A 21,886-nucleotide genomic window follows, 5' to 3' on the forward strand; every position below is an offset into this window, starting at 1 on the left:
AAATTTCTTCGGGGCAGGGTGTGATTCCCTACCGGCGGTATAGTCCGCGACCCGCTTCGGCGGCTGATCTGGTGAAATTCCGGAACCGACAGTAAAGTCTGGATGAGAGAAGAACGCGCAGTATTTGAAGAACGTGCTCAGCGCCCCGGGAAGAAGCTCCCGGGGCTTTTTATGTGAAGACATTTTTTTCGCATAAAGATTTCTTGTAGAAATTTTCTTTGAATATTTCTGAAGAAGGAGAGAGAGTTATGAGTGAACAGATATTACAGAGAGGAAATGCCGTGGAAAGAAGCAGAACAAGAACTATCGCGCAGGTAGCTATGCTTGGTGCTGTGGCAGGAGTATTAATGAATCTTGAGTTTCCGATCCCGTTTCTTGCACCGTCTTTTTATCAGCTTGATTTTTCCGAGGTACCGGTTATGGTAGGAACCTTCGCTATGGGACCTGTAGCAGGTATCCTGATCGAGCTTGTGAAGATTCTCGTACATCTTGTGACTAAGGGAACCATGACTGCCGGTGTTGGTGATGTTGCCAATTTCCTGTTTGGATGTGCCTATGTGGTACCGGCCGGCCTGATCTACCGTTTCCGTCATAAAAAGAGCAGAGTACATGCAGTTGCAGGTATGGCAGCGGGAACAGTTCTGACAGCGATCCTTGCATGCTTTGTCAATGCCTTTGTGCTGCTTCCGGCTTACGGTAAGGCTTTTGGAATGCCGATCGAGACCTTTATCCAGATGGGAAGCGCAGTACACAGCTCCGTAAACGGACTGCTTACCTTTGCACTGCTGATCATTGCTCCGTTTAATATCTTTAAATATGCACTGACATCTCTGATCGTATTTGTGATTTATAAGAAGATCCGTGTTGTACTGAAGGGCGACTGATCATAAGCAGCTGCCGGAGGATGATGGAAAGATCAGAAAATGGTGGTTTCAGATAAATATCTGAGAATATGAGAAATGCCATGTAATATATTGCCGATGGGCAGTAAGATTACATGGCATTTTTTATGTCAGGCGTTTTGTTCGGCAGCTTTCATGACTCCAAGCTCATGTCTGGCAAAAACAACGGCCAGCACAAATGCGGCAGTATCTGCAATTGGTCCTGCGTACATGACGCCATCGATTCCGAAGAAGACCGGGAAGATGACGATCAGCGGCAGCAGGAAGAGTACTTGCCTTGTGAGGGACATGATCACACCAAGCCTGGCTTTTCCAATGGAGGTAAAAAAGCCGGCGGACATAGGCTGGATTCCGTTGGCAAAGGTCATCAGCATGAAGATGCGGAGATATTTTTCTGCAAAATGAAAGTACAGGTCGCTGCCGTTTCCGAAGATACCTACGATCTGATGTGGGAAGAGCTGGAAGCAGATAAAAAATATGGTTGCGATCACAGTACATAAGGTTATGGAATAGCGGTATGTCTGGCGTACACGGCTGTATTTTTCGGCGCCGTAGTTAAATCCCCAGATGGGCTGGGAGCCTTGGGAGATTCCGATGCAGATGGCCATAAATACCTGATTGACTTTGGAAATGATTCCTGCACAGGCGATCGGAATATCACTTCCGTAGGCTGAGAGTGCTCCGTAATGGCGAAGTGTATTGTTCATGACGATCTGCACTGCAGCAATGGCAACCTGATTGATACAGGATGCCATTCCCAGAGAAAAAATAGCAGACAGATTGCGTGCCTCAGGGATCAGCATGGAGCGGTCCAGGTACATTTTCCGGAGTCTGGAAAAATAAAAAATGATCAGAAGTCCGGATACGACCTGACCGATCACGGTTGCCCAGGCTGCACCTTTGATGCCCCAGCCGAATCCAAAGATGAAAAGCGGGTCCAGGATGGTGTTGATGGCGGCTCCGGCCAGGATACAGGCCATGGAATAGGTGGGGCTCCTGTCTGCACGGATCAGGTGATTACCGCCTGTGCTTAAAACGTAAAAGGGCAGTCCAATGGCGGTGATCCCCATATAATCAATGGCATAGGGCATGACGTCCGGTGTTCCGCCGAAAAAATGAAGTAGTGGCTTCAGGAACAGAAGGACGATGACAGAGAGTATCGTACCGGAGATTATCAGCGAGGAGAGTCCGGTTCCTGCGATGGAACTGGCTTTTTTTTCGTTTCCTGCGCCCATTTCCAGGTTGTAATTGGAGGCACTGCCGATTCCCAGGAGCAGTGCAGCAGCGGTGGAGATAATGGTTACGGGAAATGCGATGTTTGTGGCTGCATTTCCAAGCATTCCGACGCCCTGGCCGATAAAGATCTGGTCAACGATATTGTACAGAGCGCTGACCAGCATGCTGATGATGGCTGGAATGGCGAATCTGGCGATCAGGCTGCCTACAGGGGCGGTTCCCAGAGGGTTTTCGGCCTGGGCAGAGGTGGTCTGGTTTTTCAATGTTTTTTCCTTCTTTCTTGTCTGCAGTAGCTGTTTGGTAATGTGATAAATAAATTTTAAATTTTATAGCAGGGTATTTATTATAGCACTATTGTGAAGTGAGTGTAAGTATAAAAAATTGACCTTTGGTTTTGGATAGGATAAAATGTTTTTAGAAAAAATTTTCGGGAAGGAGCTTTTCAGATGGGTAAGATCAACAGTGTGAAAAAACTTACAGATAATAAGTTCGTGAATCTTTATGGGGTGGATGCAACCAGTGTACATGATACGCCGGTTTCTTATTTTGTGGCCTCCAGGGCGAAGAGTGTGGAGGATATGAAGCTTTCTACGGGGGAGAATCATCCGGATGGGGTGATCATTTACAGTGTTTATGGAGAGAAGAGGGATAAGGTTGTGCTGATCCGTCAGTATCGGTATACGATCGGCGGGTATATTTATGAGTTTCCGGCGGGGCTTGTGGAGCCTGGGGAGGATTTTCACGAAGGTGCTGTGAGGGAGATGTTTGAGGAGACAGGGCTGAAGCTGGAGCCGATTAAGGTGGCGGAGGCGTTTGAGAAGCCTTATTTTACGACGATCGGAATGACGGATGAGTCCTGTGCTACGGTTTACGGGTATGCCAGTGGGGAGGTTAGTAAGGCTGCTCAGGAGGACAGTGAGGAGATCGAGGTCATTATCGCTGACAGAGATGAAGTACGAAGGATCCTCAAAGAAGAGAGAGTCGCTATTATGTGTGCATATATGCTGATGCACTTTTTGAAAGATGAAGAGCCATTTGACTTTCTGAAAGAAATCTGAGAAAAAATTCAGGGGAATCTGCGGTTGGCAGATTCCCCTTTGTAGTTAAGAGATCAGAGCTCTGTGAGTTTGCCCAGGTCTTTGTTGTATTTGCAGTATTTGCCATTTTCGGAGATAAATGGCTGGTAGGTGTCGGTGCGATTGTCTTTGATGTAGACGATTCCGGTGGCGATCATTTCTACCAGGGAGAAACGTTTGCTTAAGCTGGAGATCCAGCGGTAGGTTTTTTCGTTGCCGGAGTCTGCCATGAGGAGGTTGTAGCCGCCTGGACAGGCTTCCAGGGTGAAGTAAACTTTCTGGGACCGGATGGAGGTGTTGAAGACCTGGCCGGTGATGTAGGTGGAGAAGTTGGCTTCTACGAATTTATGGAAGGTGTAGAGGTCGTAGGTTACTCCACTGACTTCATCTTTGATCTTGTCGCCGCGCTCGATGCGGGCTTTCAGGAGTTTCAGGACTTCGATGGTCCAGTTGATGAAGGAGATACTGCTGTAGTTCATGCTTTCCTGAAGCTGGTCGATCAGCTGTTTTGACAGGATGTTGGATTTTGATGCTTCATTAAAAAGTTCTTCGTTCATAAGGTTCCCTCCAGTGTTGGATTTTTATATGGTTTTCGCTCTTTTTTTGTATCTTTTATTATAAGTCTGAATTGTATATAAAGCAATAAAAAATGCGTGAAATACAAAGATAATTATTGAAAAATGATATATAATTAACGAGCGTGTTTTGGAAATATCAGTGCTTTTGGTGGCTGAGTTAAATGTGGACTGTAAATATCGAGTTAATTTGGATAACTATAAATAATTATAAGGAAGAGTTTTACTAAATATCCCCATTTTATTGATGAAATTTTGTTGTATATCTCCCTTGACATAAAGGCTTCCTCCGGGTGTATCATAATGCTGTGTTAAAGGAGGTAGACTATTATGTTTGAGTCATTACAGGAGAAGACTGAAGAGAAGGCAATGGTACAGTTCCTTGAACGCTTTACAGATTATCCATTTCTGGTAAAGTTCAAGAATTCCGAGTATCACATCGGAGAGGGTGAACCTACATTTACGGTGAATTTTAAGAAAGCGATTCCTCTGGCGGATCTGATGAAGAGCACATCCCTTGCACTGGGTGAGGCGTATATGCGTGGGGATCTGGATATCGAGGGGAATCTTTATGAGGCACTGGATCATTTTCTGGGACAGATGGGGAAATTTTCGACCAATGAGTCTGCGCTGAAGAAGATCATGTTCAGTTCAACATCCAAGAAAAACCAGGAAAAGGAAGTAACCAGCCATTATGATATTGGAAATGATTTTTATAAACTATGGCTGGACGAGACGATGAGTTATTCCTGTGGATACTTCATCCATGAAGATGATACTCTGTATCAGGCACAGGTAAATAAAGTTGATTATATTCTTAAGAAATTACATCTCAAAGAAGGCATGAGCCTTCTGGATATTGGCTGCGGCTGGGGATTTCTGCTGATCGAAGCGGCCAAGAAATATAAGATCCACGGTACCGGTATCACGTTAAGCCATGAGCAGTATGCGGAATTTCAGAGACGGATCAAAGAGCAGGGACTGGAAGATTATCTTACCGTAGAGCTGATGGATTACCGTGATCTTCCGAAGAAAGAGTATCAGTTTGACCGTGTTGTCAGCGTCGGTATGCTGGAGCATGTTGGCCGTGACAATTATCAGCTGTTTCTTGACTGCGTGGAGAAAGTCCTGAAACCAGGTGGACTGTTCCTGCTTCACTTTATCAGTGCCCTGAAAGAGCATCCGGGTGATCCGTGGGTCAAGAAATATATTTTCCCGGGCGGAACCGTTCCGAGTTTACGTGAAATTCTGAATCATATGGCAGAGGACAATTTCCATACCCTGGATATCGAAAATCTCCGCCTGCATTACAATAAGACACTGCTCCACTGGGAAAAGAATTTCCGGGATAACATCGAAAAAGAGAAGACCATGTTTGATGAAAAATTCCTACGTATGTGGGATCTCTACCTGTCCGCGTGTGCGGCAACGTTCCATAACGGAATTATCGATCTTCATCAGATCCTTATGACCAAGGGCGTGAACAATGATCTGCCGATGACACGGTGGTATTGATAAAAGTCTTTACAAACCCGCCGGAAAGGAATATCATACTTTTATAAAACTATTTATAAAAGTCAACAAGAGGTTTCGTATGGCAGGAAAAGCAGAGAAAAAAAGCAATACAAGATCAAGGATCATCAGTTATGTGATGAATAATGAGAATACATCCAAGGTGGAAATTTCCAAGAATCTGAACATAAGTATGCCTACCGTGCTTTCCAATGTAAATGAACTGATGGAAAGTGGGGTGCTTGTGGAAACAGGGGAATATGCATCCACCGGAGGCAGAAAGGCCAAGAGTATTGGTATCAATCCGTCTTACCGTTATGCAATGGGAATTGTGATCACTGCCAATCATGTGGGAATGACACTGGTGAATATGAGATCTGAGATCGAAAAGACAGACAGGGTAAGAATGAAGTTTTCGCCGGAAACATCTTACTGTGGGGAGCTATCCATACTGGTAAAAAAATTTCTGGAAGACATGGAAGAGCCGGAAAAGCTTCTGGGAATCGGGATATCCATTCCGGGGATCATCAGCCAGGAACAGCATCTTGTGGTGAAATCCCATGCCCTTAAGATTGAAAATTACAGCCTCAGTTTTCTGGAACAGTCTTTTTCCTGTCCGGTTTATTTTGAAAATGATGCCAATGCGGCGATGATGGCTGAGGATATCCATCAGTATAGAAACGCCATTTATCTTTCTCTGAACAATACGCTGGGTGGTGCTTTCTGCATTGATGGAAAACTGTTCTCCGGACAGAATCAGAAAGCCGGTGAGTTTGGACATATGATTCTGGTACCTGGCGGACGGAAATGTTACTGTGGCAAAAAGGGCTGTGCAGATGCCTACTGTGCGGCAAGCGCGCTGACAGATGGGAAGTATGAATCCCTGGAACTGTTTATGGAAGCACTTTCAGAGGGAAACACAAAAGCACAGAAGAAATGGGCGGATTATCTGGACAATCTAGCCATACTGATTTCCAATCTGCGAATGGCTTACGATATGGACATCATTCTTGGTGGAGAAGTTGGTGGATATCTTGCGGATCATATGCTGGCTCTTGGGGAAAAAGTGATGGAATATAACGGATTTGACCGGGATATCCGATATCTTAAGAATTGTACCTACCGGAAGGAAGCATCTGCGGTGGGGGCAGCGAAGCATTTTTTCAGTGAATTCATAAAAAATATATAAATAAAGAAATGTTATGGAAAAAGCCTGCAGGGGTGGTGTGATATGTGAACACACAGGATCTGCGGGCTTTTTTTATTATGATATCAATAGAATGATACTTCTGGCTGTAAATAGTGAAATATGCATAAAAACAGAAGGTCAGACTTGTTCAATACGTAGAATAGCAGGAAATACTATTGACAAATTCTTTCAAAAGAATCACAATATAATTACTTTGATAAAATGATTAATAAAAGTTACGATGAAAGATAAATAAAGATCAGCAAGGAGGAAAAAACAATGATTCAGCAGGTAATGACAAATCCAGGAGAGATTATTTTCAGAGAGGTACCGGTTCCGGAGGTAAAAGATGACCAGGTTCTTGTTAAGATCATGAATATTGGTATCTGTGGATCGGACATCCATGTATACCACGGCAAGCATCCGTTTACCAAATATCCGGTGACACAGGGACATGAGGTTTCCGGTGAGATCACGGAACTTGGAAAAAATGTGACAGGGTTTAAGGTTGGACAGAAAGTTACCATCGAGCCACAGGTATACTGCGGACATTGCTATCCATGCCGCCACGGAAAGTATAACCTCTGTGAGGAACTGAAGGTTATGGGCTTCCAGACAACAGGAACTGCTTCTGAATATTTTGCGGTAGATGCGTCCAAGGTTACCCCGATTCCGGAAGAGATGTCCTATGAGGAAGGCGCTATGATCGAGCCTCTGGCTGTTGCAGTTCATGCAGTGAAGCAGATGGGCGATGTAAAGGGAATGAATATCACAGTGATCGGCGCAGGTCCTATCGGAAACCTTGTTGCACAGACAGCCAAGGGAATGGGCGCAGCCAAAGTTATGATCACCGATGTCAGCGATCTCCGTCTTGCAAAAGCAAAAGAGTGCGGCATTGATATCTGCGTAAACACGAAAGAGAAAAATTTCGGAGAAGCTCTGGTGGAAGCGTTTGGCCCGGACAAGGCAGATGTAATCTATGACTGTGCCGGAAACAACATCACTATGGGACAGGCGATCCAGTATGCAAGAAAAGGCAGCGTCATCGTACTGGTAGCAGTATTTGCAGATATGGCAACGGTTGACCTTGCTGTTGCCAACGATCATGAGCTGGATATCAAGAGCACCATGATGTACCGCCATGAGGATTACGTAGATGCCATTGATCTTGTAAATGCCGGAAAAGTTCATTTAAGACCACTGATCTCAAAAACATTCAAGTTCAAAGATTATCTGAAAGCATACCAGTATATTGATGAGAACCGTGAGACAACCATGAAGGTTATCATCAATGTGCAGGAAAAATAAACAGTCATAAAAAATACAGAAAATAAAACCTCCCGGAACGATCCACAGACAGAAAACTGTGGTATTGTTTCAGGAGGTTTTTCTGTTACAGTAAATTGTTTCGGAAAAATGAGAGATCGGTATTATGCCGCTGGTGTATGGATCAGTTTTTCAAAATCTTCCTCACACATAGGACGGTAATACAGGAATCCCTGGATTTCATCGCAGCCTTCTTCTTTCAGAAATTCAGCAATATCTTCAGTTTCCACACCTTCGCATACAATGGATTTTCCCATGCGCTTCAGCATATGGAAGACTTCCTGAAGAACAATCTTTGCATTTTCCGTAAGGGAATCGCCAAGGAATTTCCGGTCGATCTTTACTTCATTGAACAGCAGATCTTTTAAGGTATTCAGGGAAGACATAAACATAATAATCCAGGCTGATGAAAAAACCGTTCTGCTCAAACAATGGAATGTACACGGCCGGGGATCAGCGCATTTTTCCACCACGAAGCCAGCGGACGAGGACTTCCGCACTGGAGATCTTCCCACTGGCAGGAGATACTTTGGGCTGAAAATAAATCTGAAATTCTTCATTTTTCAGAGTCTGATGGAAGGAATGGAGAATTTCTGCCTGTATTTTTTCCTGACGGTCAATTTCTTTTAAATCCATACTGTCGGTCAATGGAGATTCCTACAGCAACAACCGCCACAGAGAGAATGGTACGATCATACGAAAACCGGAGCATGAGATCGAAGATGGGATTTTTATTACGGAGGGATCTTTATGAAGATATTAAGTACAATAAGAAAAATTCTCCTGCATGTCTGTGTTGTATGCAGTCTGGTTTCCATAACAGCAAAAATCCTGGACTGGTATAATCCGTACATGAATTTTTCCGGACATGTGAGTGGGCTTCAGATGGTGTTATATTTTGTGGTGATCTTGCTGGCAGTAACAGAAGGCGGAAAGAGGATTTCCGGGAAAAAATCTCAGAGCCGTATGAGAGAAAGAAGGTTGCATAATCATTCGGAAAGATTTATCATAGATTCCATGTGAGGATTACGCCTTTTTGGCGTATGAGGATGATGGAGTGAAATGAAATGTATTATGATCTGACAAAAGGCAGGATCGGAAAATGTCTGATCCTGTTTGCGCTGCCTATGATCGCGGGCAATCTTCTGCAGCAGTTTTACAATATTGCGGATACTCTGATCGTAGGACGTGTGCTTGGAAAAAACGCATTGGCAGCGGTTGGTTCTGCCTATACTTTGATGACGTTTCTGACGTCTGTTTTTCTGGGACTGAGTATGGGTTCCGGTGCTCTTTTTTCGATTTATAAGGGAAAGGGCAGTGACCGGAAACTGCGGCTTTCTGTTGTCCATGCTTTTGGACTGATCATGAGTGTGACGGTGATGTTAAATGTGGTGGTGTACCTTTTTACGGACCCGATCCTCTGGTTCCTGCGGGTGCCGGAAGAAGTGTATGGCGGGATGAAAACATATCTGCTTGTGATTTTTGCGGGTCTTGTGGCAACGTCCCTTTATAACTTTTTTTCCTGTCTTTTGAGGGCTCTTGGTAATTCCACGGTGCCTCTTGTTTTTCTGGCGGTTTCCGCTGTCCTGAATATTGGACTGGATCTTTTATTTGTGGCGGTTCTTCCCTGGGGAATCGCAGGTGCGGCTTTTGCTACGGTGATCGCTCAGTATGTGTCAGGCGTCGGGATCACCATTTATGTGCTGCATTCCTGTAAAGATCTTCTGCCTGGAAAAGAGGAGCTTTGTTTTGACCGGGGGATTCTTGGTGAGATCGTGAATCTTTCTTCTCTGACCTGTCTGCAGCAGTCGGTGATGAATTTTGGTATTCTGATGGTCCAGGGATTGGTGAACAGTTTCGGGGCTACGGTGATGGCTGCTTTTGCGGCTGCTGTGAAGATTGATACTTTTGCCTATCTTCCGGTTCAGGATTTTGGAAATGCGTTTTCTACATTTGTGGCGCAGAATTATGGTGCCGGTAATAAAGAGCGTATCCGAAAGGGTACCCGGGTGGCTTTTGCCATGAGTATCGGGTTCAGTGTGGTGATTTCGGTGCTGGTGTGTCTGTTTGCCGGGCCTTTGATGAAGATTTTTGTCAGTGGAAAAGAGGTGGCTGTGATCGCTGCGGGGGTGAAGTATCTCCGGATCGAAGGTGCGTTTTATCTTGGCATTGGCTGTCTGTTTCTGTTGTATGGTTATTACCGGGCGATCAAGCGGGCGGAGATGTCGGTTGTGCTGACGGTGATCTCGCTGGGGCTCCGTGTTCTGCTGGCTTATGTTCTTTCTGCTGTGATTGGTGAGGTAGGAATCTGGGTGGCGATTCCCATCGGCTGGGTGATGGCGGATGTTACGGGGATTGTTTATATGCGGCGGACGTGGTGAGGTGGCTATGTCTGTTATTTATGGCCGTTGTCGTATAGCTGCTGGATGTCTTTCGGGAGGTTGTCCGGGAGCATCTGGCGGATTTTGTCTTCGTTTCCTTCTTTCATGGCCTGGTCGTAGTACCAGCATTTGTATTTGAGCATATCGAGGGTTTTATTGAGTCGTAGGATTTCCTGTTCTACGGCTTTTTTTCTTGTCTCGAAGAGTTCTTTGCGGTTCTGGTAGGTGCTGCTTCCCTGGTTGCACCATTCGAAGAATTGTTTGATGTCTTTGATTTCCAGGCCGGAGGCTTTGAGGCATTCGATCATGCGGAGGGCTTCCAGTTCGTGGTCGTTGAATTTTCGGATGCCGGATTCGCGTTTGAGATTGGGGAAGAGGCCTTCTTTGTCGTAGTAGCGTAGGGTAGAGACGGGGAGATGGAACATTTCGGATACTTGGCCGATGGTGTACATTGGGGGTCCTCCTTTGGGTTTTTGTTTTTATTTTATGATAAATGGGGGTGGGATGCAAGTATAGGACGCCGTGGAGTGTGCATCGGTTCTGGCTGGGGCTTCGTCGGGGGCTGGCTTCTAGGCTGCCGGAATTCTGCTAAAAGCGTTTTACAAAAGTCCGAACTCGCTTCGCTCAAACAGCGAACTTTTGTAAAACAACGCAGATTTCCGCCAGCCAAGAATCAGCTCCCCTCCTGCAGAGTCAGCCAGAACCGATGCACACTCCACGGCTGGCTATTCAGGGCGGGAGGGATAGGTGGTTTTCGCGGTTGGGTGTTCAGGTTGGGAGATTTAGGGTGGCTGCTCGGGGGTTGGATGAGGCATCAGCGCTGCGCTGGATGCCTGGGTGGAAAGGCTGAGTTTCCTTGTGGTTTGGCGGGAGTGGATGTCGGATTATGGGATAATTTTTGGAATAGTTTTGGATGATTTTCAGGGTGATGCGTGGTATGGTTATTATATCTTATAAGATCTTTGTCTGTATGGACATTCTTGGAGCTTCATATTCTGGAGCATTTTCCATTTTGAGTTACTGTAGAGTTTGTGAAAATCCATTTTATGGGGTTTTTATGTTTGGGTGCTGTGGTATAATTTTATATACCAGTAGGAGTGTTAATGACCAACAATACTATATTCGATGATGTTTTCCGGACAATGGTGGAGAAGATGACTTATCTGGTGGTTCCGCTTATTAATGAGGTGTTCCATACCGTATATCCGGAGGATGTTAAGATTGTTCAACTTCGTAATGAACATCAGTTGGAAGATGGGGAGATTATTACCGATTCCTGTCTGAGGATTGGCGATATGTTGTACCATATTGAATGCCAGAGCTTGGATGATGAAACAATGGCGGTCAGAATGGTTGAGTATGACTTTGCGATTGCATTGGAACACAGAAAAAAAGTTGATGGGAGATATTGTGTAGAATTTCCCAGATCTTGCATACAAAAGATAGTATTTTTGAGAAAAAGCTTCTGATGCTGCTTCCATTTTATATTATGAGATATGAGAAGGTTGCGGATATAATAGAGAAAGATTCGGAAAAACTTCAGAGATTATTAAGTGAATATGAAGATATACGTAATAAACTGGGGAAAGAAATTTCGATTTCTGGGAGGGCAGAATTATATACAGATCTGAATAGGCTGATTATCAGAATATCGGATTATGTTTTCAGGAATAAAGAAAAAGTTCGGAAAGGAGTTGGCGAGGTTATGGGTGGAAAAGTTTTGCAGTTGGAATCTGAGAGGCTTCGCGAGGAAGGAATGGCGATTGGAAAAGCGGAAGGAAAAGCAGAGGGTGAAGCGAGATTGAGTGTACTGATCAATCGACTGTTTCTGGAAGGACGGTCAGATGAAGTACAGCGTGTGGTGACGGATGTAAAATGGCGTCAGAAGCTGTATGGTGAGTATAATCTGTAAGAAGTGATGTGTTAGCTATAAACCAAAATTAAGGGGATATTTTATGTGGATTTCTGCGAATGATGAGAGGATTCGATATACGGGGAGGATTGACTGGAGTGTGGAAGGGGAGCCGGTTTGGGTGTTTCCGGGGTCTTCGGCGGAGTTTTGGTTTTCGGGGGAGGTGCTGAGGATTCATGTGGAGAATTTTAATGAGTACTGGCAGAATTATCTGGGGTGTATTCTGGATCAGGTGCAGTCGGCGTTTTATTTGAAAAAGTTCGGTGAGACGGTTATTGAGGTTAAGGTGCCGGAGAATGAGTCAGGGGTGCATCATGTTTTGTTTTTTAAGCGGCAGGATGGGTGTCATGAGTTGAAGATCCTGGGGTTTGAGATCGAGGATGGGGAGAGGTTGATTTATCTGCCTTCGGTTTCGGGGCGGAGGATTGAGGTTTATGGGGATTCGGTTTCTGCCGGGGAGTCGGTGGAGGCGATTGATTTTACTGGTAAAACGGATATGGAGCATGAAGGGGGTTTTTCTAATTGCTGGTTTTCTTTTCCTTGGCTGACGGCCCGGATGTTGGGAGCGGAGCTTCATGATATTGCTCAGGGTGGGATTGCTCTGATGGATGGTCAGGGGTGGTTTCACAGGCCGGTGCAGACGGGGATGGAGACTGCGTGGGATAAGGTGCATTATAATTCTGTGTTTGGGGAGATGACGGAGTGGGATTTTTCGAAATTTGTTCCTCAGGTGGTGATCGTGGCTCTTGGGCAGAATGATAATTATCCGGTGGATTATATGAAAGTGGAGGCTGAGAAGAAAGCGCAAGGTGTCTGTGTTTACGAACAAGAATCAGATCAGGTGACGCAGGTGGAGAATGGTTATTCATATTGTTGTGAGATGGCTGATAAATGGCGCAATCACTATAAAGATTTCCTGAAAAAGCTCCGTGGTGTTTATCCGGAGGCGTGGATCGTCTGCTGTACGACGGTTTTACAGCATGATAAGAGCTGGGATGATGCTATTGACCGGGTTGTAGATTCCATGAAAGATGAGAAGATCTCACATTTTCTGTTCAGCAGAAATGGTGTGGCTACACCGGGGCATCCCCGTATTCCGGAGCAGTTTGAGATGGCGCGGGAGATGGCGGATTATATCGAAAATGTGCTGGGTGTATATAAAAATAAATGAGATACGTAATGTGCAGCTGCAGACAGAAGAGATTACATTTTTGAAACTGAATTGCGTAAGATCAAGGTTGACGTAAAAAATTGCATATAGTATACTGTGAATGTTCATCGGAGGGTTGATTGTTCGACGGAAACAATGGCTGGATAAGATGACAGGCTGAGATGCCTGTTGCTTATCCGGCTTTTTTAACGTTTATAAAAAGGAGGATAGGAATGGAAAAAAACAACACCTTTACACAGGGTAAGATTCTGAAACCGCTGATCTTATTTGCGCTTCCTGTCCTGCTGGCGCTTTTTCTGCAGGCGATGTATGGCGCGGTGGATCTTCTGATCGTGGGAAAATTTGCTTCTTCTGCGGATGTTTCGGCGGTTTCCACGGGATCGCAGATCATGATGACGCTTACTAATCTTGTGAGCAGTTTTGCCATGGGAACCACTGTGCTCCTGGGACAGCAGATCGGCTGTGGGGAGCGGAAACAGGGAGGTCGGACAGTTGGAACTGCTATTGTGATGTTTACGGTGATCGCGCTGGTCATGACTGCGGTGCTTGTGATTTTTGCACCACAGGTAAGCAGCATTATGAATGCGCCGGAGGAAGCTTTTGACAAAACAGTTGCTTATGTGCGGATCTGTGGCGGCGGTATGCTGGTGATCGTGGCGTACAATCTGATCGGCTGTATTTTCAGGGGGATCGGAGATTCCAGAACGCCGCTGTTTACGGTTGCCGTTGCATGTGTATTCAATATTGCAGGGGATCTGATCCTCTGTGCGGGATTTAAGATGGGAACGTCAGGAGCTGCTTTTGCAACTGTATTTGCACAGATCATCAGTGTGATCGTTTCCTTTGGCGTTATCCGCAAAAAAGAGCTGCCTTTTGAAATGCATAAAACGGATATCGGGGTCCACGGCCGGACTCTCCGGAAAATGGTGGGGCTTGGAGCACCTATCGCATTGCAGGATCTCCTGGTAAGCATTTCCTTTCTGATCATTCTGGCTATTGTGAATTCCATGGGAGTAACGGCATCTGCAGGTGTTGGCGTTGCGGAAAAAGTCTGTGCGTTTATCATGCTGATCTCATCTGCGTTTATGCAGTCCATTTCTGCTTTTGTGGCGCAGAATTACGGAGCGGGACGCATGGACCGGGCAAAAAAAGCTCTGCATTATGGTGTGGCGGTTTCTTTTGCCATTGGTGTTGGAATGTTTTTCCTGTCATTTTTCCATGGAAATGTGCTGGCGGGGATCTTTTCTTCTGATGCAATGGTCATCGAGGCAGCGGCAGATTACCTGAAAGCTTATGCCATTGACTGTCTGTTTACGGCGATCTTCTTCTGCTATATCGGATTTTATAATGGAATCGGCATGACGAAGTTTGTAATGATCCAGGGAATCATCGGCGCTTTCTGTGTGAGAGTTCCGGTGTCATGGTTTATGAGCCGCAGAGCCGGGGCGACGCTGTTTGATATCGGGCTGGCAACACCGTTTTCATCCGTGTTGCAGCTGGTGCTGTGTCTTGGATGTATGTTGTATCTGAGAAAGAAAAAACGGGTGTAGGATACCGTGTAAACGTTTTCAGGAATGTGGTCTGTCCGTCTGCAAAAAACTGTGCTAAAATGAGCAAAGAGGATTTTGTCAGAGAAGGGTATGATTAAAGAGACAGAATGTGGAAGTCCCACTGACAAAATAAAACCAGAAAAGTAATGTAGATCATAAAGACGAGGAGGAAATATCATGGAGAATATTTTTCACAGAGTAAGTATCCGTAAATATGAAGATAAACCCGTTGAGAAAGAGAAAATCCTTCAGATTCTGAAAGCCGGTATGCAGGCACCTAGTGCATGTAATCAGCAGCCGTGGGAATTTTATGTTGTGACAGATAAGGAGAAGATCCAGGAGCTTTCCAAAGCAACTCCTTATTCCGGATGTGCAGGTGGTGCGCCGGTTGTGATCGTTCCGGTATATCGGAAAGAAGGTCTGGTTGTGCAGGATATGGCACAGATCGACATGTCTATCGCCCAGGAAAATATCTGGCTGGAAACGGATGCACTGGGACTTGGCGGTGTGTGGATCGGAATTGCGCCGATGCAGGATCGCATGGATCTGGTTCATGATATTCTGAAGCTTCCGGAGAATGTGGAAGTTTTTTCCCTCTTTGCCCTGGGATATCCGGCAGAGAGCAGGAAGCAGCAGGATCGTTTTGACGAGAGCAGGATCCACTTTGTAGAATAAGGTGTGCATCGGGCTGTGTCAGAATACAATGAAGAATGGCAGAACATATGGTTTTCTGGTACAGCAGGACAGATGTGATAGATAGTAGAACAGAATCGAGGACAGAAAAATGGAACATATAGCAAGAGACGAAGCATTTGCATTATTAAAAAAATACAACAAAGATCCTTTTCACATCCAGCATGCACTGACTGTGGAGGCAGTGATGAAATGGTATGCAAAGGAGCTGGGCTATGGCGATGACGCAGAATACTGGGGCATTGTAGGCCTGCTTCATGATATTGATTTTGAACTTTACCCGGAAGAACACTGCCTGAAAGCACTGGAACTTCTCCGTGAGGCAGGTGTGGGAGAAGATATCATTCATGCGGTGGTTTCTCATGGATATGGAATTACCGTTGGCTGTGGAGCTACCATTGAGACTGCGCCGGAGCATGAGATGGAAAAAGTCCTTTTTGCAGCGGATGAGCTCACCGGTCTGATCTGGGCAGCGGCGCTGATGCGTCCGTCCAAGAGTACCAAGGATATGGAGCTGAAATCCCTGAAAAAGAAATATAAAAGCAAAGGTTTCGCGGCAGGCTGTTCCAGAGAAGTGATCCAGCGAGGCGCAGATCAGCTGGGCTGGGATCTTGCGAAACTTCTTACTATGACACTTCAGGCTATGGCAGAAAGCGAAGATGAGATCCAGAAAGAGATGGATGAGGAAGAAGCCTGAAAATTTCTGACTGTGGTGTTGTGATCGTAACAGGTATGGTATTTTCTGAATAGTGAATAATGCGACGTATGTGACGGAAAACGGAACGTAAAGTAAAATGTGGATCTGTTTTGCATATACGTCGTATTTTATTGATTTTTTTCGTGAAGGGTTAAAAAAATCTTGACCTAAAGCAAGGTTTATCCCCTATGATAAAGGTATAATTGAGAAAAAATATCGTTAAAAAGATCAGGGAGGAAATCTTTATGGAATATCGGAAACTGCCGCATGGCGAAGAAATGATCAGTGTGATCGGAATGGGCTCATCCGTAGTAGGAGAGCAGAGTGAAAAGAAGATCATCGAAACAGTACAGTATGCACTGTCTGAATGAGGAATCGGATCTTCGTACCTACGAAAAACATGGAATCCTGAAATTTATCATGGATCTGAAAGACCAGGGTGTTGTGAAATATGTGGGACTTTCCACTCATGCGCCGGAACTTGCAAATAAAGTTCTGGATATGAAGATCCTGGACATGATGATGTTTTCCATCAATCCCATGTATGATTTCGGGCAGGGAGATTTTGCCCTGGGAAGCACAGGGGAGCGTCAGACTCTGTACCGCCGCTGTGAAAAAGAGGGCGTTGGAATTTCTGTTATGAAGCCTTTTAATGCAGGCCAGCTTCTGGATGCTGCCAAGTCGCCGTTCCATCAGGCGCTGACACCGGCACAGTGCCTTCAGTATGCACTGGATAAACCAGGTGTGCTCACAGTTGTCGGCGGCCCCGGAAATGTAGAGCAGCTGAAGGAAATCTTAAGTTTCTTGGATACTACAGAGGAGGAACGTGACTATTCCATTATCGGATCTTTCACACCGGACGACTCCGTTGGAAAATGCGTTTACTGCAAACACTGCCACCCATGTCCGGCAGGTTTAAATATCGGTCTGATCAATAAGTATTATGATCTTTCTCTTCAGGGAGATGTGATGGCCAAGGATCACTATCTGACTCTGGAAAAACATGCTTCCGACTGTATCAAGTGCGGACACTGCAATAAACGCTGTCCGTTCAGTGTACAGCAGCAGGAGCGTATGGAGGAGATTCGGGAATATTTTGGAAAGTAACATATGATAGATGTCGGGATGAAATGTAATCATTGACATTACAACAAAGACGATATAAGATAAGAAAAAACAGTAATGGAGATGAAACCATGCAGATATCCAGCAGATTTACATTAGCCGTGCATATTTTTGCATGTATTGATACCTTTCAGAATGAATATAAAGTGACCAGTGATTTTATCGCGGGAAGCACCAATGTGAATCCGGTGATCATCCGCAAGATCCTTCTTCAGCTGAAGGCAGCAGGTCTGGTGCAGGTTGCCAGAGGAACCGGAGGAACCACCATCACGAGACCTTTGTCAGAGATCACATTTCTGGATATTTACAGGGCAGTGGAATGTGTGGAGGAGAATCAGCTGTTTCACTTTCATGAGAACCCGAATCCCAAATGTCCGGTAGGCCGGAACATCCACAATGTTCTGGATGACAAACTTAAGAGGGTGCAGGAAGCCATGGAAAAAGAGCTTAAGTCCATCACTCTGGAAGATGTAAAAGAAGATCTTGGGAAATATATCCAGGAATAGAGTATTAAACTTATAGAAACGGAAGTGAAAACCGTTGTTTTGCAGGGGACACAGGAAGTGTGTTTTGCAGGACAGCGGTTTTTTTGTATAAAAATCCCCGGTGGAATTGTACGGTGGAAGAAAAATAGATGTTATTTTTTAGGGTATGTGAAATTACTTTGTGATGCCCTCTGCCAAGCGGATATTCGCAATTGAAGCAGGGAACTTCCTTGATCCAAGATATAAAAATAAAAAAAGTAGTTGTAACTATTGACATTACAACAAAGAAATGCTATATTCTGAAATGTAATAACGATGGTTACATCAAAAAACGACAGGCCAGTCAGAAGAAACTCAGAAAATCATATAAAAATTAAAAGAACAGGAGAAAAATCATGAAAAAAGTAGTAGAATTTTTACAGGAAAACCCGGTACAGTACCTTGCAACAGTAGGACGCGATGGAAAGGCAAAATGCCGTCCGTTTATGTTCTGCTTTGAGAAAGACGGAAAACTCTGGTTCTGAACCAACAATACGAAAGATGTTTACAAAGACATTCTGGCAAATCCGGAGATCGAAGTTTCCGTATCCAGCCCGGAGTGCGCATGGATCCGTCTTCACGGAAAAGCAGTTTTTGAAAACAACCACGAAGTGAAAGAAGCCTGCATGGCAAACCCGATCGTAAAGAGCCAGTATGAGACTGCCGAGAACCCGATCTTTGAGGTATTTTACCTTGAGAATGCCCACGGCGTGATCGCAGACTTCTCCGGAAACCCACCATACGAGTTTTAATTCAGCCATGGAAACAGTACAGTATCTCAAAATAATCTGCGAGGAAATCCACTCCGTAGTTTTGGCAACACTTGACCGGGAAGGCCATCCGGTCACTAGGGTCATTGATATGATGCTGCACGATGACAGCAGTCTCTATTTCCTCACTGCAAAAGGAAAAGAATTCTACAGACAGCTGATGGACCAGAAATATCTTTCCCTCAGCGGAATGAGCGGCGGGGAAGGCTCCATGAGCAAGAAAGCCGTCTCTGTCCACGGAAACGTAAGAAATATCGGAAAAGAAAAACTGGACGAAATATTTGAGAAAAATCCATACATGGCTGAAATCTATCCGGAAAAAGAAAGCCGCATGGCACTGGAAGTTTTTCAGTTGTACCAGGGGCAGGGAGATTACTTTGACCTGTCCACGAAGCCCATCACAAGAGGAACTTTTTCCCTAGGTGAGACGCAGCAGGTACAGAGTGGCTACTATATCACCGACCAGTGTCAGGGCTGTAAGATCTGTTATTCCAAATGTCCGCAGAAATGCATTGATCTGAACAGCAAACCTCTGGTGATCCGGCAGGAGCATTGTCTCCACTGTGGCAACTGTATGGAGGTCTGTCCTTTCGGAGCAGTGGAAAGAAGGTAACATATGGAAATTCAGAAACGTCTTCGGATCAGGAGGAGAAAAAAAGTGGACTGGACACAGTTTTTATGCGGGATTCCGTCAAGAGATTATGTTTTTCAGCAGGGGCCATATGAGGAGCAGATCCGATCAGCAGCCCGATATCTTCAGGAAGCGGACTATGTTCTGATCGGAGCTGGCGCAGGACTTTCCACAGCAGCAGGTCTTACCTACAGCGGGAAACGTTTTCAGGATAATTTCAAAGAATTTATCGAAAAATACGGAATGCAGGATATGTACTCCGCAGGTTTTTATCCGTTTGGAACAGAAGAAGAGCGCTGGGCGTACTGGTGCAGGCATTCTTATGTAAACCGTATTGAGCCGCCTGCAATGCCATTATATGAGCAGCTTTTTGCCATGGTAAAAGATAAGGATTATTTTGTGCTGACCACCAATGTGGACCATCAGTTTCAGAAGGCAGGATTTCAGGACAAGAGGATTTTTGCCACGCAGGGTGATTATGGACTGATCCAGTGTATGAAGGGCTGCCACCCGAAAACATACGATGCCGTTTCCATGTTCACCCAGATGAACCAGGCACAGAAAGACTGCAAAATCCCATCCTACATGGTTCCGAGATGCCCTGTATGCGGCGGCCCTATGGCTATGAATCTCCGGTGCGACCAGTATTTTGTGGAAGACGAGGCGTGGAATCAGGCAGCAGAAAATTATGGCAGATATCTGAAACAGCTGAAAAAAGGTAACGTGCTGTTTCTGGAGCTTGGAGTTGGTTTTAACACCCCATCCATTATCCGTTTTCCATTTGAAAAAATGGTGCGGGAGAATAAGAATATAAATCTGGTGCGGCTGAACCTGGATGAGGCAGTGATACCGGAGAGCTTTGGTAAAAGGGGAATCGGGATCAACCGGGATCTTTGTGAGAGCTTGGATGATATCAGGAAGAATATGTAATGGAAGGGGAGAATCTTATGGACCAGAAACAACGTCTCGATTATCTTGTAGAAAAATTTAAAGAGGATTCTGGAGAATACAGTGATCTTGCAGTACCGGATTCCGAGCCGGAGAAACGAAGGATCCTCCGTTCTTTAATGAATATCCGCATGCCACGTCATCTGGATGATGAGGTGCTGGAAGTACAGGATGCATTTCTTCAGGAAGATGCCCGGGAAAAAGGAATCGTGACTCTGGACCAGATCCCCACAGTAAAAGACAGCTGTAACAGCAAAGATATTTTTGCAGAAAAAATCTCTATCTGGCAGGGTGATATTACCAGGCTTCAGGTGGGGGCTGTTGTCAATGCTGCAAACTCCCAGATGCTGGGGTGTTTTGTCCCATGTCATCGCTGTATTGATAATGCCATTCACTCTGCAGCCGGAGTAGAGCTTCGAGCGGAGTGCAGCCATCAGATGAACCAGAAACGCATCCGGTATGGGCGAAACTACGAAGAACCTACAGGTCAGGCTATGCTGACAAAAGGCTACAACCTGCCGGCGGAATATGTGATCCATACCGTTGGCCCCATTGTATATCAGGAAGTCACAGATGCACTTCGCCAGGATCTTAAGAACTGTTACAAAAGCGTTCTCAGATGCTGCCTGGAACATCAGATCCGGAGCGTAGCGTTCTGCTGCATTTCCACAGGAGAGTTTCATTTTCCAAATAAAGAAGCCGCAGAGATAGCAGTGGATACAGTAAAAAGATTCCTGGAAAAACACGGAGATGCTTTTGACCGGGTGATCTTTAATGTGTTTAAGGATATGGATCTGGAATATTATATGCGACAGTTTTAACCAAATCAAGTAAGTCCCCTGCTTCAATTGCGAAAAGCAATAAGCAGTGGGTGGGGACTTGCTTGTATCAGGAGGAGTGCAAGCTCCTCCTGATAAACTGCGGAGCAGTTATTTGGTTATGAGCAAGTAGCGAAGCGGATTGCGAATATCCGCTTGACTTGAATCAGATAAGTCCTTAGCGAAGATGCGAAAAGTAAGAAACAACGAATGCGAATGATTTTATCTGTCTGAATATGAAAGGAAGAATTTTCTGCTTAAGCAGCTTCCGGTGCAGCATTATCCGCCAGCTGACTGCGGAACAGTGTTCGGAAGATCAGTCTCACAAGCGGTCCCACAAAGAAAATCTGCAGGCAGAAAGCAACCGGGAAACAAAGCACTGCCAGCTGCAGCCAGTTGGTAAACCAGTTTTGTACACCGTTATGCAGAAATGTTGCAAACAATGTAATAGTCGGAACAATGAGACATACAGTAAAAGACTGAATGGCAAGGATGATAAAAATCGGTTTATCCACGCCAGGAGTGACAATACGGAAAGCTAGTTTCTGAGCAGTTTTTGTGATCAGGAAAAAGATCAGGCAGAAAACAACCACATACTCAACCCACATCTCCCGGATCGCCATGGAAAACACTTGTGGTGTCAGACTGCCTATATTCAGGGAAATCGTGTAGCAGGTCATGGAAAACACCATAAAGAAAACCATGATCAGTGTAAAAATGATACTTTGAAATTTTGTTTTTGGCATGATGAGCCCTCCTTGTTTATTTAATGAAAGTATGAAATAGGATTTCAGCACAAAAAAAGACACCAAATATGCCCCGGCCATCAGACATCAGCCAAAGCGATATT

At 45.1% G+C, this 21,886-nt stretch carries 25 protein-coding genes, 1 pseudogene and 1 riboswitch; of the genes and pseudogenes, 20 read left to right on the plus strand and 6 right to left on the minus strand.

Annotated elements, in window-relative coordinates; genetic code table 11:
* Positions 1-118, plus strand: a riboswitch (FMN riboswitch).
* 130 nt (positions 119-248) lie between these two features.
* Positions 249-884, plus strand: a complete 636-nt coding sequence (locus KQI39_RS04075; protein WP_022426189.1) for an ECF transporter S component — start codon at positions 249-251, stop codon at positions 882-884.
* A 128-nt stretch (positions 885-1,012) separates the two neighbouring features.
* Here KQI39_RS04075 and KQI39_RS04080 read toward each other — a convergent pair whose 3' ends face one another.
* Positions 1,013-2,401 (minus strand): MATE family efflux transporter, encoded by a 1,389-nt coding sequence (locus KQI39_RS04080; RefSeq protein ID WP_253293059.1) that lies wholly within the window; start codon positions 2,399-2,401, stop codon positions 1,013-1,015.
* A gap of 183 nt (positions 2,402-2,584) precedes the next feature.
* On the opposite strand from KQI39_RS04080, the gene KQI39_RS04085 reads away from it, so the two are divergent.
* On the plus strand, positions 2,585-3,196 hold the full coding sequence (locus KQI39_RS04085; RefSeq protein WP_216416760.1) for an NUDIX hydrolase: 612 nt from the start codon (positions 2,585-2,587) through the stop codon (positions 3,194-3,196).
* 53 nt (positions 3,197-3,249) lie between these two features.
* Here the strand turns inward: KQI39_RS04085 and KQI39_RS04090 are convergent, their stop codons facing one another.
* Positions 3,250-3,771 (minus strand): hypothetical protein, encoded by a 522-nt coding sequence (locus KQI39_RS04090; RefSeq protein ID WP_216416764.1) that lies wholly within the window; start codon positions 3,769-3,771, stop codon positions 3,250-3,252.
* Positions 3,772-4,119: 348 nt separating this feature from the next.
* Between KQI39_RS04090 and KQI39_RS04095 the strand changes: the two genes are divergently transcribed.
* From KQI39_RS04095 to KQI39_RS04105, 3 genes are all read left to right on the plus strand, one after another.
* Complete coding sequence (locus KQI39_RS04095) at positions 4,120-5,304, plus strand: SAM-dependent methyltransferase (protein WP_216416766.1); 1,185 nt, start codon at positions 4,120-4,122, stop codon at positions 5,302-5,304.
* A 79-nt stretch (positions 5,305-5,383) separates the two neighbouring features.
* Positions 5,384-6,490 (plus strand): ROK family transcriptional regulator, encoded by a 1,107-nt coding sequence (locus tag KQI39_RS04100; RefSeq protein WP_216416768.1) that lies wholly within the window; start codon positions 5,384-5,386, stop codon positions 6,488-6,490.
* A gap of 279 nt (positions 6,491-6,769) precedes the next feature.
* The gene (locus KQI39_RS04105) at positions 6,770-7,798 is read left to right on the plus strand and encodes a zinc-dependent alcohol dehydrogenase (protein ID WP_148445212.1); all 1,029 of its coding nucleotides are present in this window, start codon (positions 6,770-6,772) and stop codon (positions 7,796-7,798) included.
* Positions 7,799-7,920: 122 nt separating this feature from the next.
* Here KQI39_RS04105 and KQI39_RS04110 read toward each other — a convergent pair whose 3' ends face one another.
* Positions 7,921-8,202, minus strand: a complete 282-nt coding sequence (locus KQI39_RS04110) for an EAL domain-containing protein (RefSeq protein ID WP_216416771.1) — start codon at positions 8,200-8,202, stop codon at positions 7,921-7,923.
* 67 nt (positions 8,203-8,269) lie between these two features.
* On the minus strand, positions 8,270-8,464 hold the full coding sequence (locus KQI39_RS04115; RefSeq protein WP_216416773.1) for an EAL domain-containing protein: 195 nt from the start codon (positions 8,462-8,464) through the stop codon (positions 8,270-8,272).
* A 102-nt stretch (positions 8,465-8,566) separates the two neighbouring features.
* Here KQI39_RS04115 and KQI39_RS04120 point away from each other — a divergent pair, with 102 nt between their 5' ends.
* Both KQI39_RS04120 and KQI39_RS04125 read left to right on the plus strand, forming a co-directional pair.
* On the plus strand, positions 8,567-8,839 hold the full coding sequence (locus tag KQI39_RS04120; RefSeq protein WP_216416775.1) for a hypothetical protein: 273 nt from the start codon (positions 8,567-8,569) through the stop codon (positions 8,837-8,839).
* A gap of 44 nt (positions 8,840-8,883) precedes the next feature.
* Positions 8,884-10,197, plus strand: a complete 1,314-nt coding sequence (locus tag KQI39_RS04125; RefSeq protein ID WP_216416777.1) for an MATE family efflux transporter — start codon at positions 8,884-8,886, stop codon at positions 10,195-10,197.
* A 14-nt stretch (positions 10,198-10,211) separates the two neighbouring features.
* Here the strand turns inward: KQI39_RS04125 and KQI39_RS04130 are convergent, their stop codons facing one another.
* The gene (locus KQI39_RS04130) at positions 10,212-10,649 is read right to left on the minus strand and encodes a MerR family transcriptional regulator (RefSeq protein WP_092069838.1); all 438 of its coding nucleotides are present in this window, start codon (positions 10,647-10,649) and stop codon (positions 10,212-10,214) included.
* A 651-nt stretch (positions 10,650-11,300) separates the two neighbouring features.
* On the opposite strand from KQI39_RS04130, the gene KQI39_RS04135 reads away from it, so the two are divergent.
* The 13 genes and pseudogenes from KQI39_RS04135 to KQI39_RS04190 all read left to right on the plus strand — a co-directional run bounded on the left by KQI39_RS04135 (position 11,301) and on the right by KQI39_RS04190 (position 21,039).
* The gene (locus tag KQI39_RS04135; protein WP_216416779.1) at positions 11,301-11,666 is read left to right on the plus strand and encodes a hypothetical protein; all 366 of its coding nucleotides are present in this window, start codon (positions 11,301-11,303) and stop codon (positions 11,664-11,666) included.
* A gap of 236 nt (positions 11,667-11,902) precedes the next feature.
* Positions 11,903-12,109, plus strand: coding sequence for a hypothetical protein (locus KQI39_RS04140; RefSeq protein WP_216416781.1), 207 nt, complete (start codon positions 11,903-11,905; stop codon positions 12,107-12,109).
* A 43-nt stretch (positions 12,110-12,152) separates the two neighbouring features.
* Positions 12,153-13,280 (plus strand): electron transporter RnfD, encoded by a 1,128-nt coding sequence (locus KQI39_RS04145; RefSeq protein ID WP_216416783.1) that lies wholly within the window; start codon positions 12,153-12,155, stop codon positions 13,278-13,280.
* 212 nt (positions 13,281-13,492) lie between these two features.
* Positions 13,493-14,830 carry an MATE family efflux transporter gene (locus KQI39_RS04150; RefSeq protein WP_216416784.1) on the plus strand — a complete coding sequence of 446 codons (1,338 nt, stop codon included), beginning with the start codon at positions 13,493-13,495 and terminating at the stop codon, positions 14,828-14,830.
* Between the two features lie 177 nt (positions 14,831-15,007).
* The gene (locus KQI39_RS04155; protein WP_173772172.1) at positions 15,008-15,505 is read left to right on the plus strand and encodes a nitroreductase family protein; all 498 of its coding nucleotides are present in this window, start codon (positions 15,008-15,010) and stop codon (positions 15,503-15,505) included.
* 109 nt (positions 15,506-15,614) lie between these two features.
* Entirely contained in the window at positions 15,615-16,220 is a 606-nt protein-coding gene (locus tag KQI39_RS04160; protein ID WP_216416786.1) for an HDIG domain-containing metalloprotein, read from the plus strand.
* Positions 16,221-16,465: 245 nt separating this feature from the next.
* Entirely contained in the window at positions 16,466-16,591 is a 126-nt protein-coding gene (locus KQI39_RS17540; protein WP_256443718.1) for a hypothetical protein, read from the plus strand.
* Positions 16,545-17,327, plus strand: coding sequence for an aldo/keto reductase (locus tag KQI39_RS04165; protein ID WP_330653940.1), 783 nt, complete (start codon positions 16,545-16,547; stop codon positions 17,325-17,327). Before KQI39_RS17540 ends, KQI39_RS04165 begins: the two co-directional genes overlap by 47 nt.
* An 89-nt stretch (positions 17,328-17,416) precedes the next feature.
* Positions 17,417-17,851 carry an Rrf2 family transcriptional regulator gene (locus KQI39_RS04170; RefSeq protein ID WP_118061833.1) on the plus strand — a complete coding sequence of 145 codons (435 nt, stop codon included), beginning with the start codon at positions 17,417-17,419 and terminating at the stop codon, positions 17,849-17,851.
* Positions 17,852-18,225: 374 nt separating this feature from the next.
* A pseudogene (locus tag KQI39_RS17840) lies at positions 18,226-18,621 on the plus strand (pyridoxamine 5'-phosphate oxidase family protein).
* Between the two features lie 7 nt (positions 18,622-18,628).
* Positions 18,629-19,252 carry a 4Fe-4S binding protein gene (locus KQI39_RS04180; protein ID WP_216416788.1) on the plus strand — a complete coding sequence of 208 codons (624 nt, stop codon included), beginning with the start codon at positions 18,629-18,631 and terminating at the stop codon, positions 19,250-19,252.
* Between the two features lie 3 nt (positions 19,253-19,255).
* Positions 19,256-20,200 carry an SIR2 family NAD-dependent protein deacylase gene (locus KQI39_RS04185; protein WP_216416789.1) on the plus strand — a complete coding sequence of 315 codons (945 nt, stop codon included), beginning with the start codon at positions 19,256-19,258 and terminating at the stop codon, positions 20,198-20,200.
* 17 nt (positions 20,201-20,217) lie between these two features.
* Positions 20,218-21,039 (plus strand): protein-ADP-ribose hydrolase, encoded by an 822-nt coding sequence (locus tag KQI39_RS04190; protein WP_216416791.1) that lies wholly within the window; start codon positions 20,218-20,220, stop codon positions 21,037-21,039.
* 254 nt (positions 21,040-21,293) lie between these two features.
* Here the strand turns inward: KQI39_RS04190 and KQI39_RS04195 are convergent, their stop codons facing one another.
* Positions 21,294-21,782: a DUF2798 domain-containing protein gene (locus KQI39_RS04195; protein WP_216416793.1), complete on the minus strand. Its 489-nt coding sequence runs from the start codon at positions 21,780-21,782 to the stop codon at positions 21,294-21,296.
* Positions 21,783-21,886: the final 104 nt, after the last annotated feature.

The sequence above is a fragment of the Blautia sp. MSJ-36 genome, assembly GCF_018917985.1.
Lineage (GTDB): Bacteria > Bacillota > Clostridia > Lachnospirales > Lachnospiraceae > Blautia_A.

Excerpts from the sequence above, each read along its gene's own strand:
- KQI39_RS04155 (WP_173772172.1), top strand. The coding sequence starts at position 15,008 with ATGGAGAATATTTTTCACAGAGTAAGTATCCGTAAATATGAAGATAAA.
- KQI39_RS04090 (WP_216416764.1), bottom strand. The coding sequence starts at position 3,771 with ATGAACGAAGAACTTTTTAATGAAGCATCAAAATCCAACATCCTGTCA.
- KQI39_RS17540 (WP_256443718.1), top strand. The coding sequence starts at position 16,466 with ATGGAATATCGGAAACTGCCGCATGGCGAAGAAATGATCAGTGTGATC.
- KQI39_RS04150 (WP_216416784.1), top strand. The coding sequence starts at position 13,493 with ATGGAAAAAAACAACACCTTTACACAGGGTAAGATTCTGAAACCGCTG.
- KQI39_RS04190 (WP_216416791.1), top strand. The coding sequence starts at position 20,218 with ATGGACCAGAAACAACGTCTCGATTATCTTGTAGAAAAATTTAAAGAG.
- KQI39_RS04185 (WP_216416789.1), top strand. The coding sequence starts at position 19,256 with ATGGAAATTCAGAAACGTCTTCGGATCAGGAGGAGAAAAAAAGTGGAC.
- KQI39_RS04170 (WP_118061833.1), top strand. The coding sequence starts at position 17,417 with ATGCAGATATCCAGCAGATTTACATTAGCCGTGCATATTTTTGCATGT.
- KQI39_RS04140 (WP_216416781.1), top strand. The coding sequence starts at position 11,903 with ATGGGTGGAAAAGTTTTGCAGTTGGAATCTGAGAGGCTTCGCGAGGAA.
- KQI39_RS04180 (WP_216416788.1), top strand. The coding sequence starts at position 18,629 with ATGGAAACAGTACAGTATCTCAAAATAATCTGCGAGGAAATCCACTCC.
- KQI39_RS04195 (WP_216416793.1), bottom strand. The coding sequence starts at position 21,782 with ATGCCAAAAACAAAATTTCAAAGTATCATTTTTACACTGATCATGGTT.
- KQI39_RS04075 (WP_022426189.1), top strand. The coding sequence starts at position 249 with ATGAGTGAACAGATATTACAGAGAGGAAATGCCGTGGAAAGAAGCAGA.
- KQI39_RS04160 (WP_216416786.1), top strand. The coding sequence starts at position 15,615 with ATGGAACATATAGCAAGAGACGAAGCATTTGCATTATTAAAAAAATAC.
- KQI39_RS04145 (WP_216416783.1), top strand. The coding sequence starts at position 12,153 with ATGTGGATTTCTGCGAATGATGAGAGGATTCGATATACGGGGAGGATT.
- KQI39_RS04095 (WP_216416766.1), top strand. The coding sequence starts at position 4,120 with ATGTTTGAGTCATTACAGGAGAAGACTGAAGAGAAGGCAATGGTACAG.
- KQI39_RS04130 (WP_092069838.1), bottom strand. The coding sequence starts at position 10,649 with ATGTACACCATCGGCCAAGTATCCGAAATGTTCCATCTCCCCGTCTCT.
- KQI39_RS04100 (WP_216416768.1), top strand. The coding sequence starts at position 5,384 with ATGGCAGGAAAAGCAGAGAAAAAAAGCAATACAAGATCAAGGATCATC.
- KQI39_RS04085 (WP_216416760.1), top strand. The coding sequence starts at position 2,585 with ATGGGTAAGATCAACAGTGTGAAAAAACTTACAGATAATAAGTTCGTG.
- KQI39_RS04135 (WP_216416779.1), top strand. The coding sequence starts at position 11,301 with ATGACCAACAATACTATATTCGATGATGTTTTCCGGACAATGGTGGAG.
- KQI39_RS04120 (WP_216416775.1), top strand. The coding sequence starts at position 8,567 with ATGAAGATATTAAGTACAATAAGAAAAATTCTCCTGCATGTCTGTGTT.
- KQI39_RS04105 (WP_148445212.1), top strand. The coding sequence starts at position 6,770 with ATGATTCAGCAGGTAATGACAAATCCAGGAGAGATTATTTTCAGAGAG.
- KQI39_RS04125 (WP_216416777.1), top strand. The coding sequence starts at position 8,884 with ATGTATTATGATCTGACAAAAGGCAGGATCGGAAAATGTCTGATCCTG.
- KQI39_RS04110 (WP_216416771.1), bottom strand. The coding sequence starts at position 8,202 with ATGTCTTCCCTGAATACCTTAAAAGATCTGCTGTTCAATGAAGTAAAG.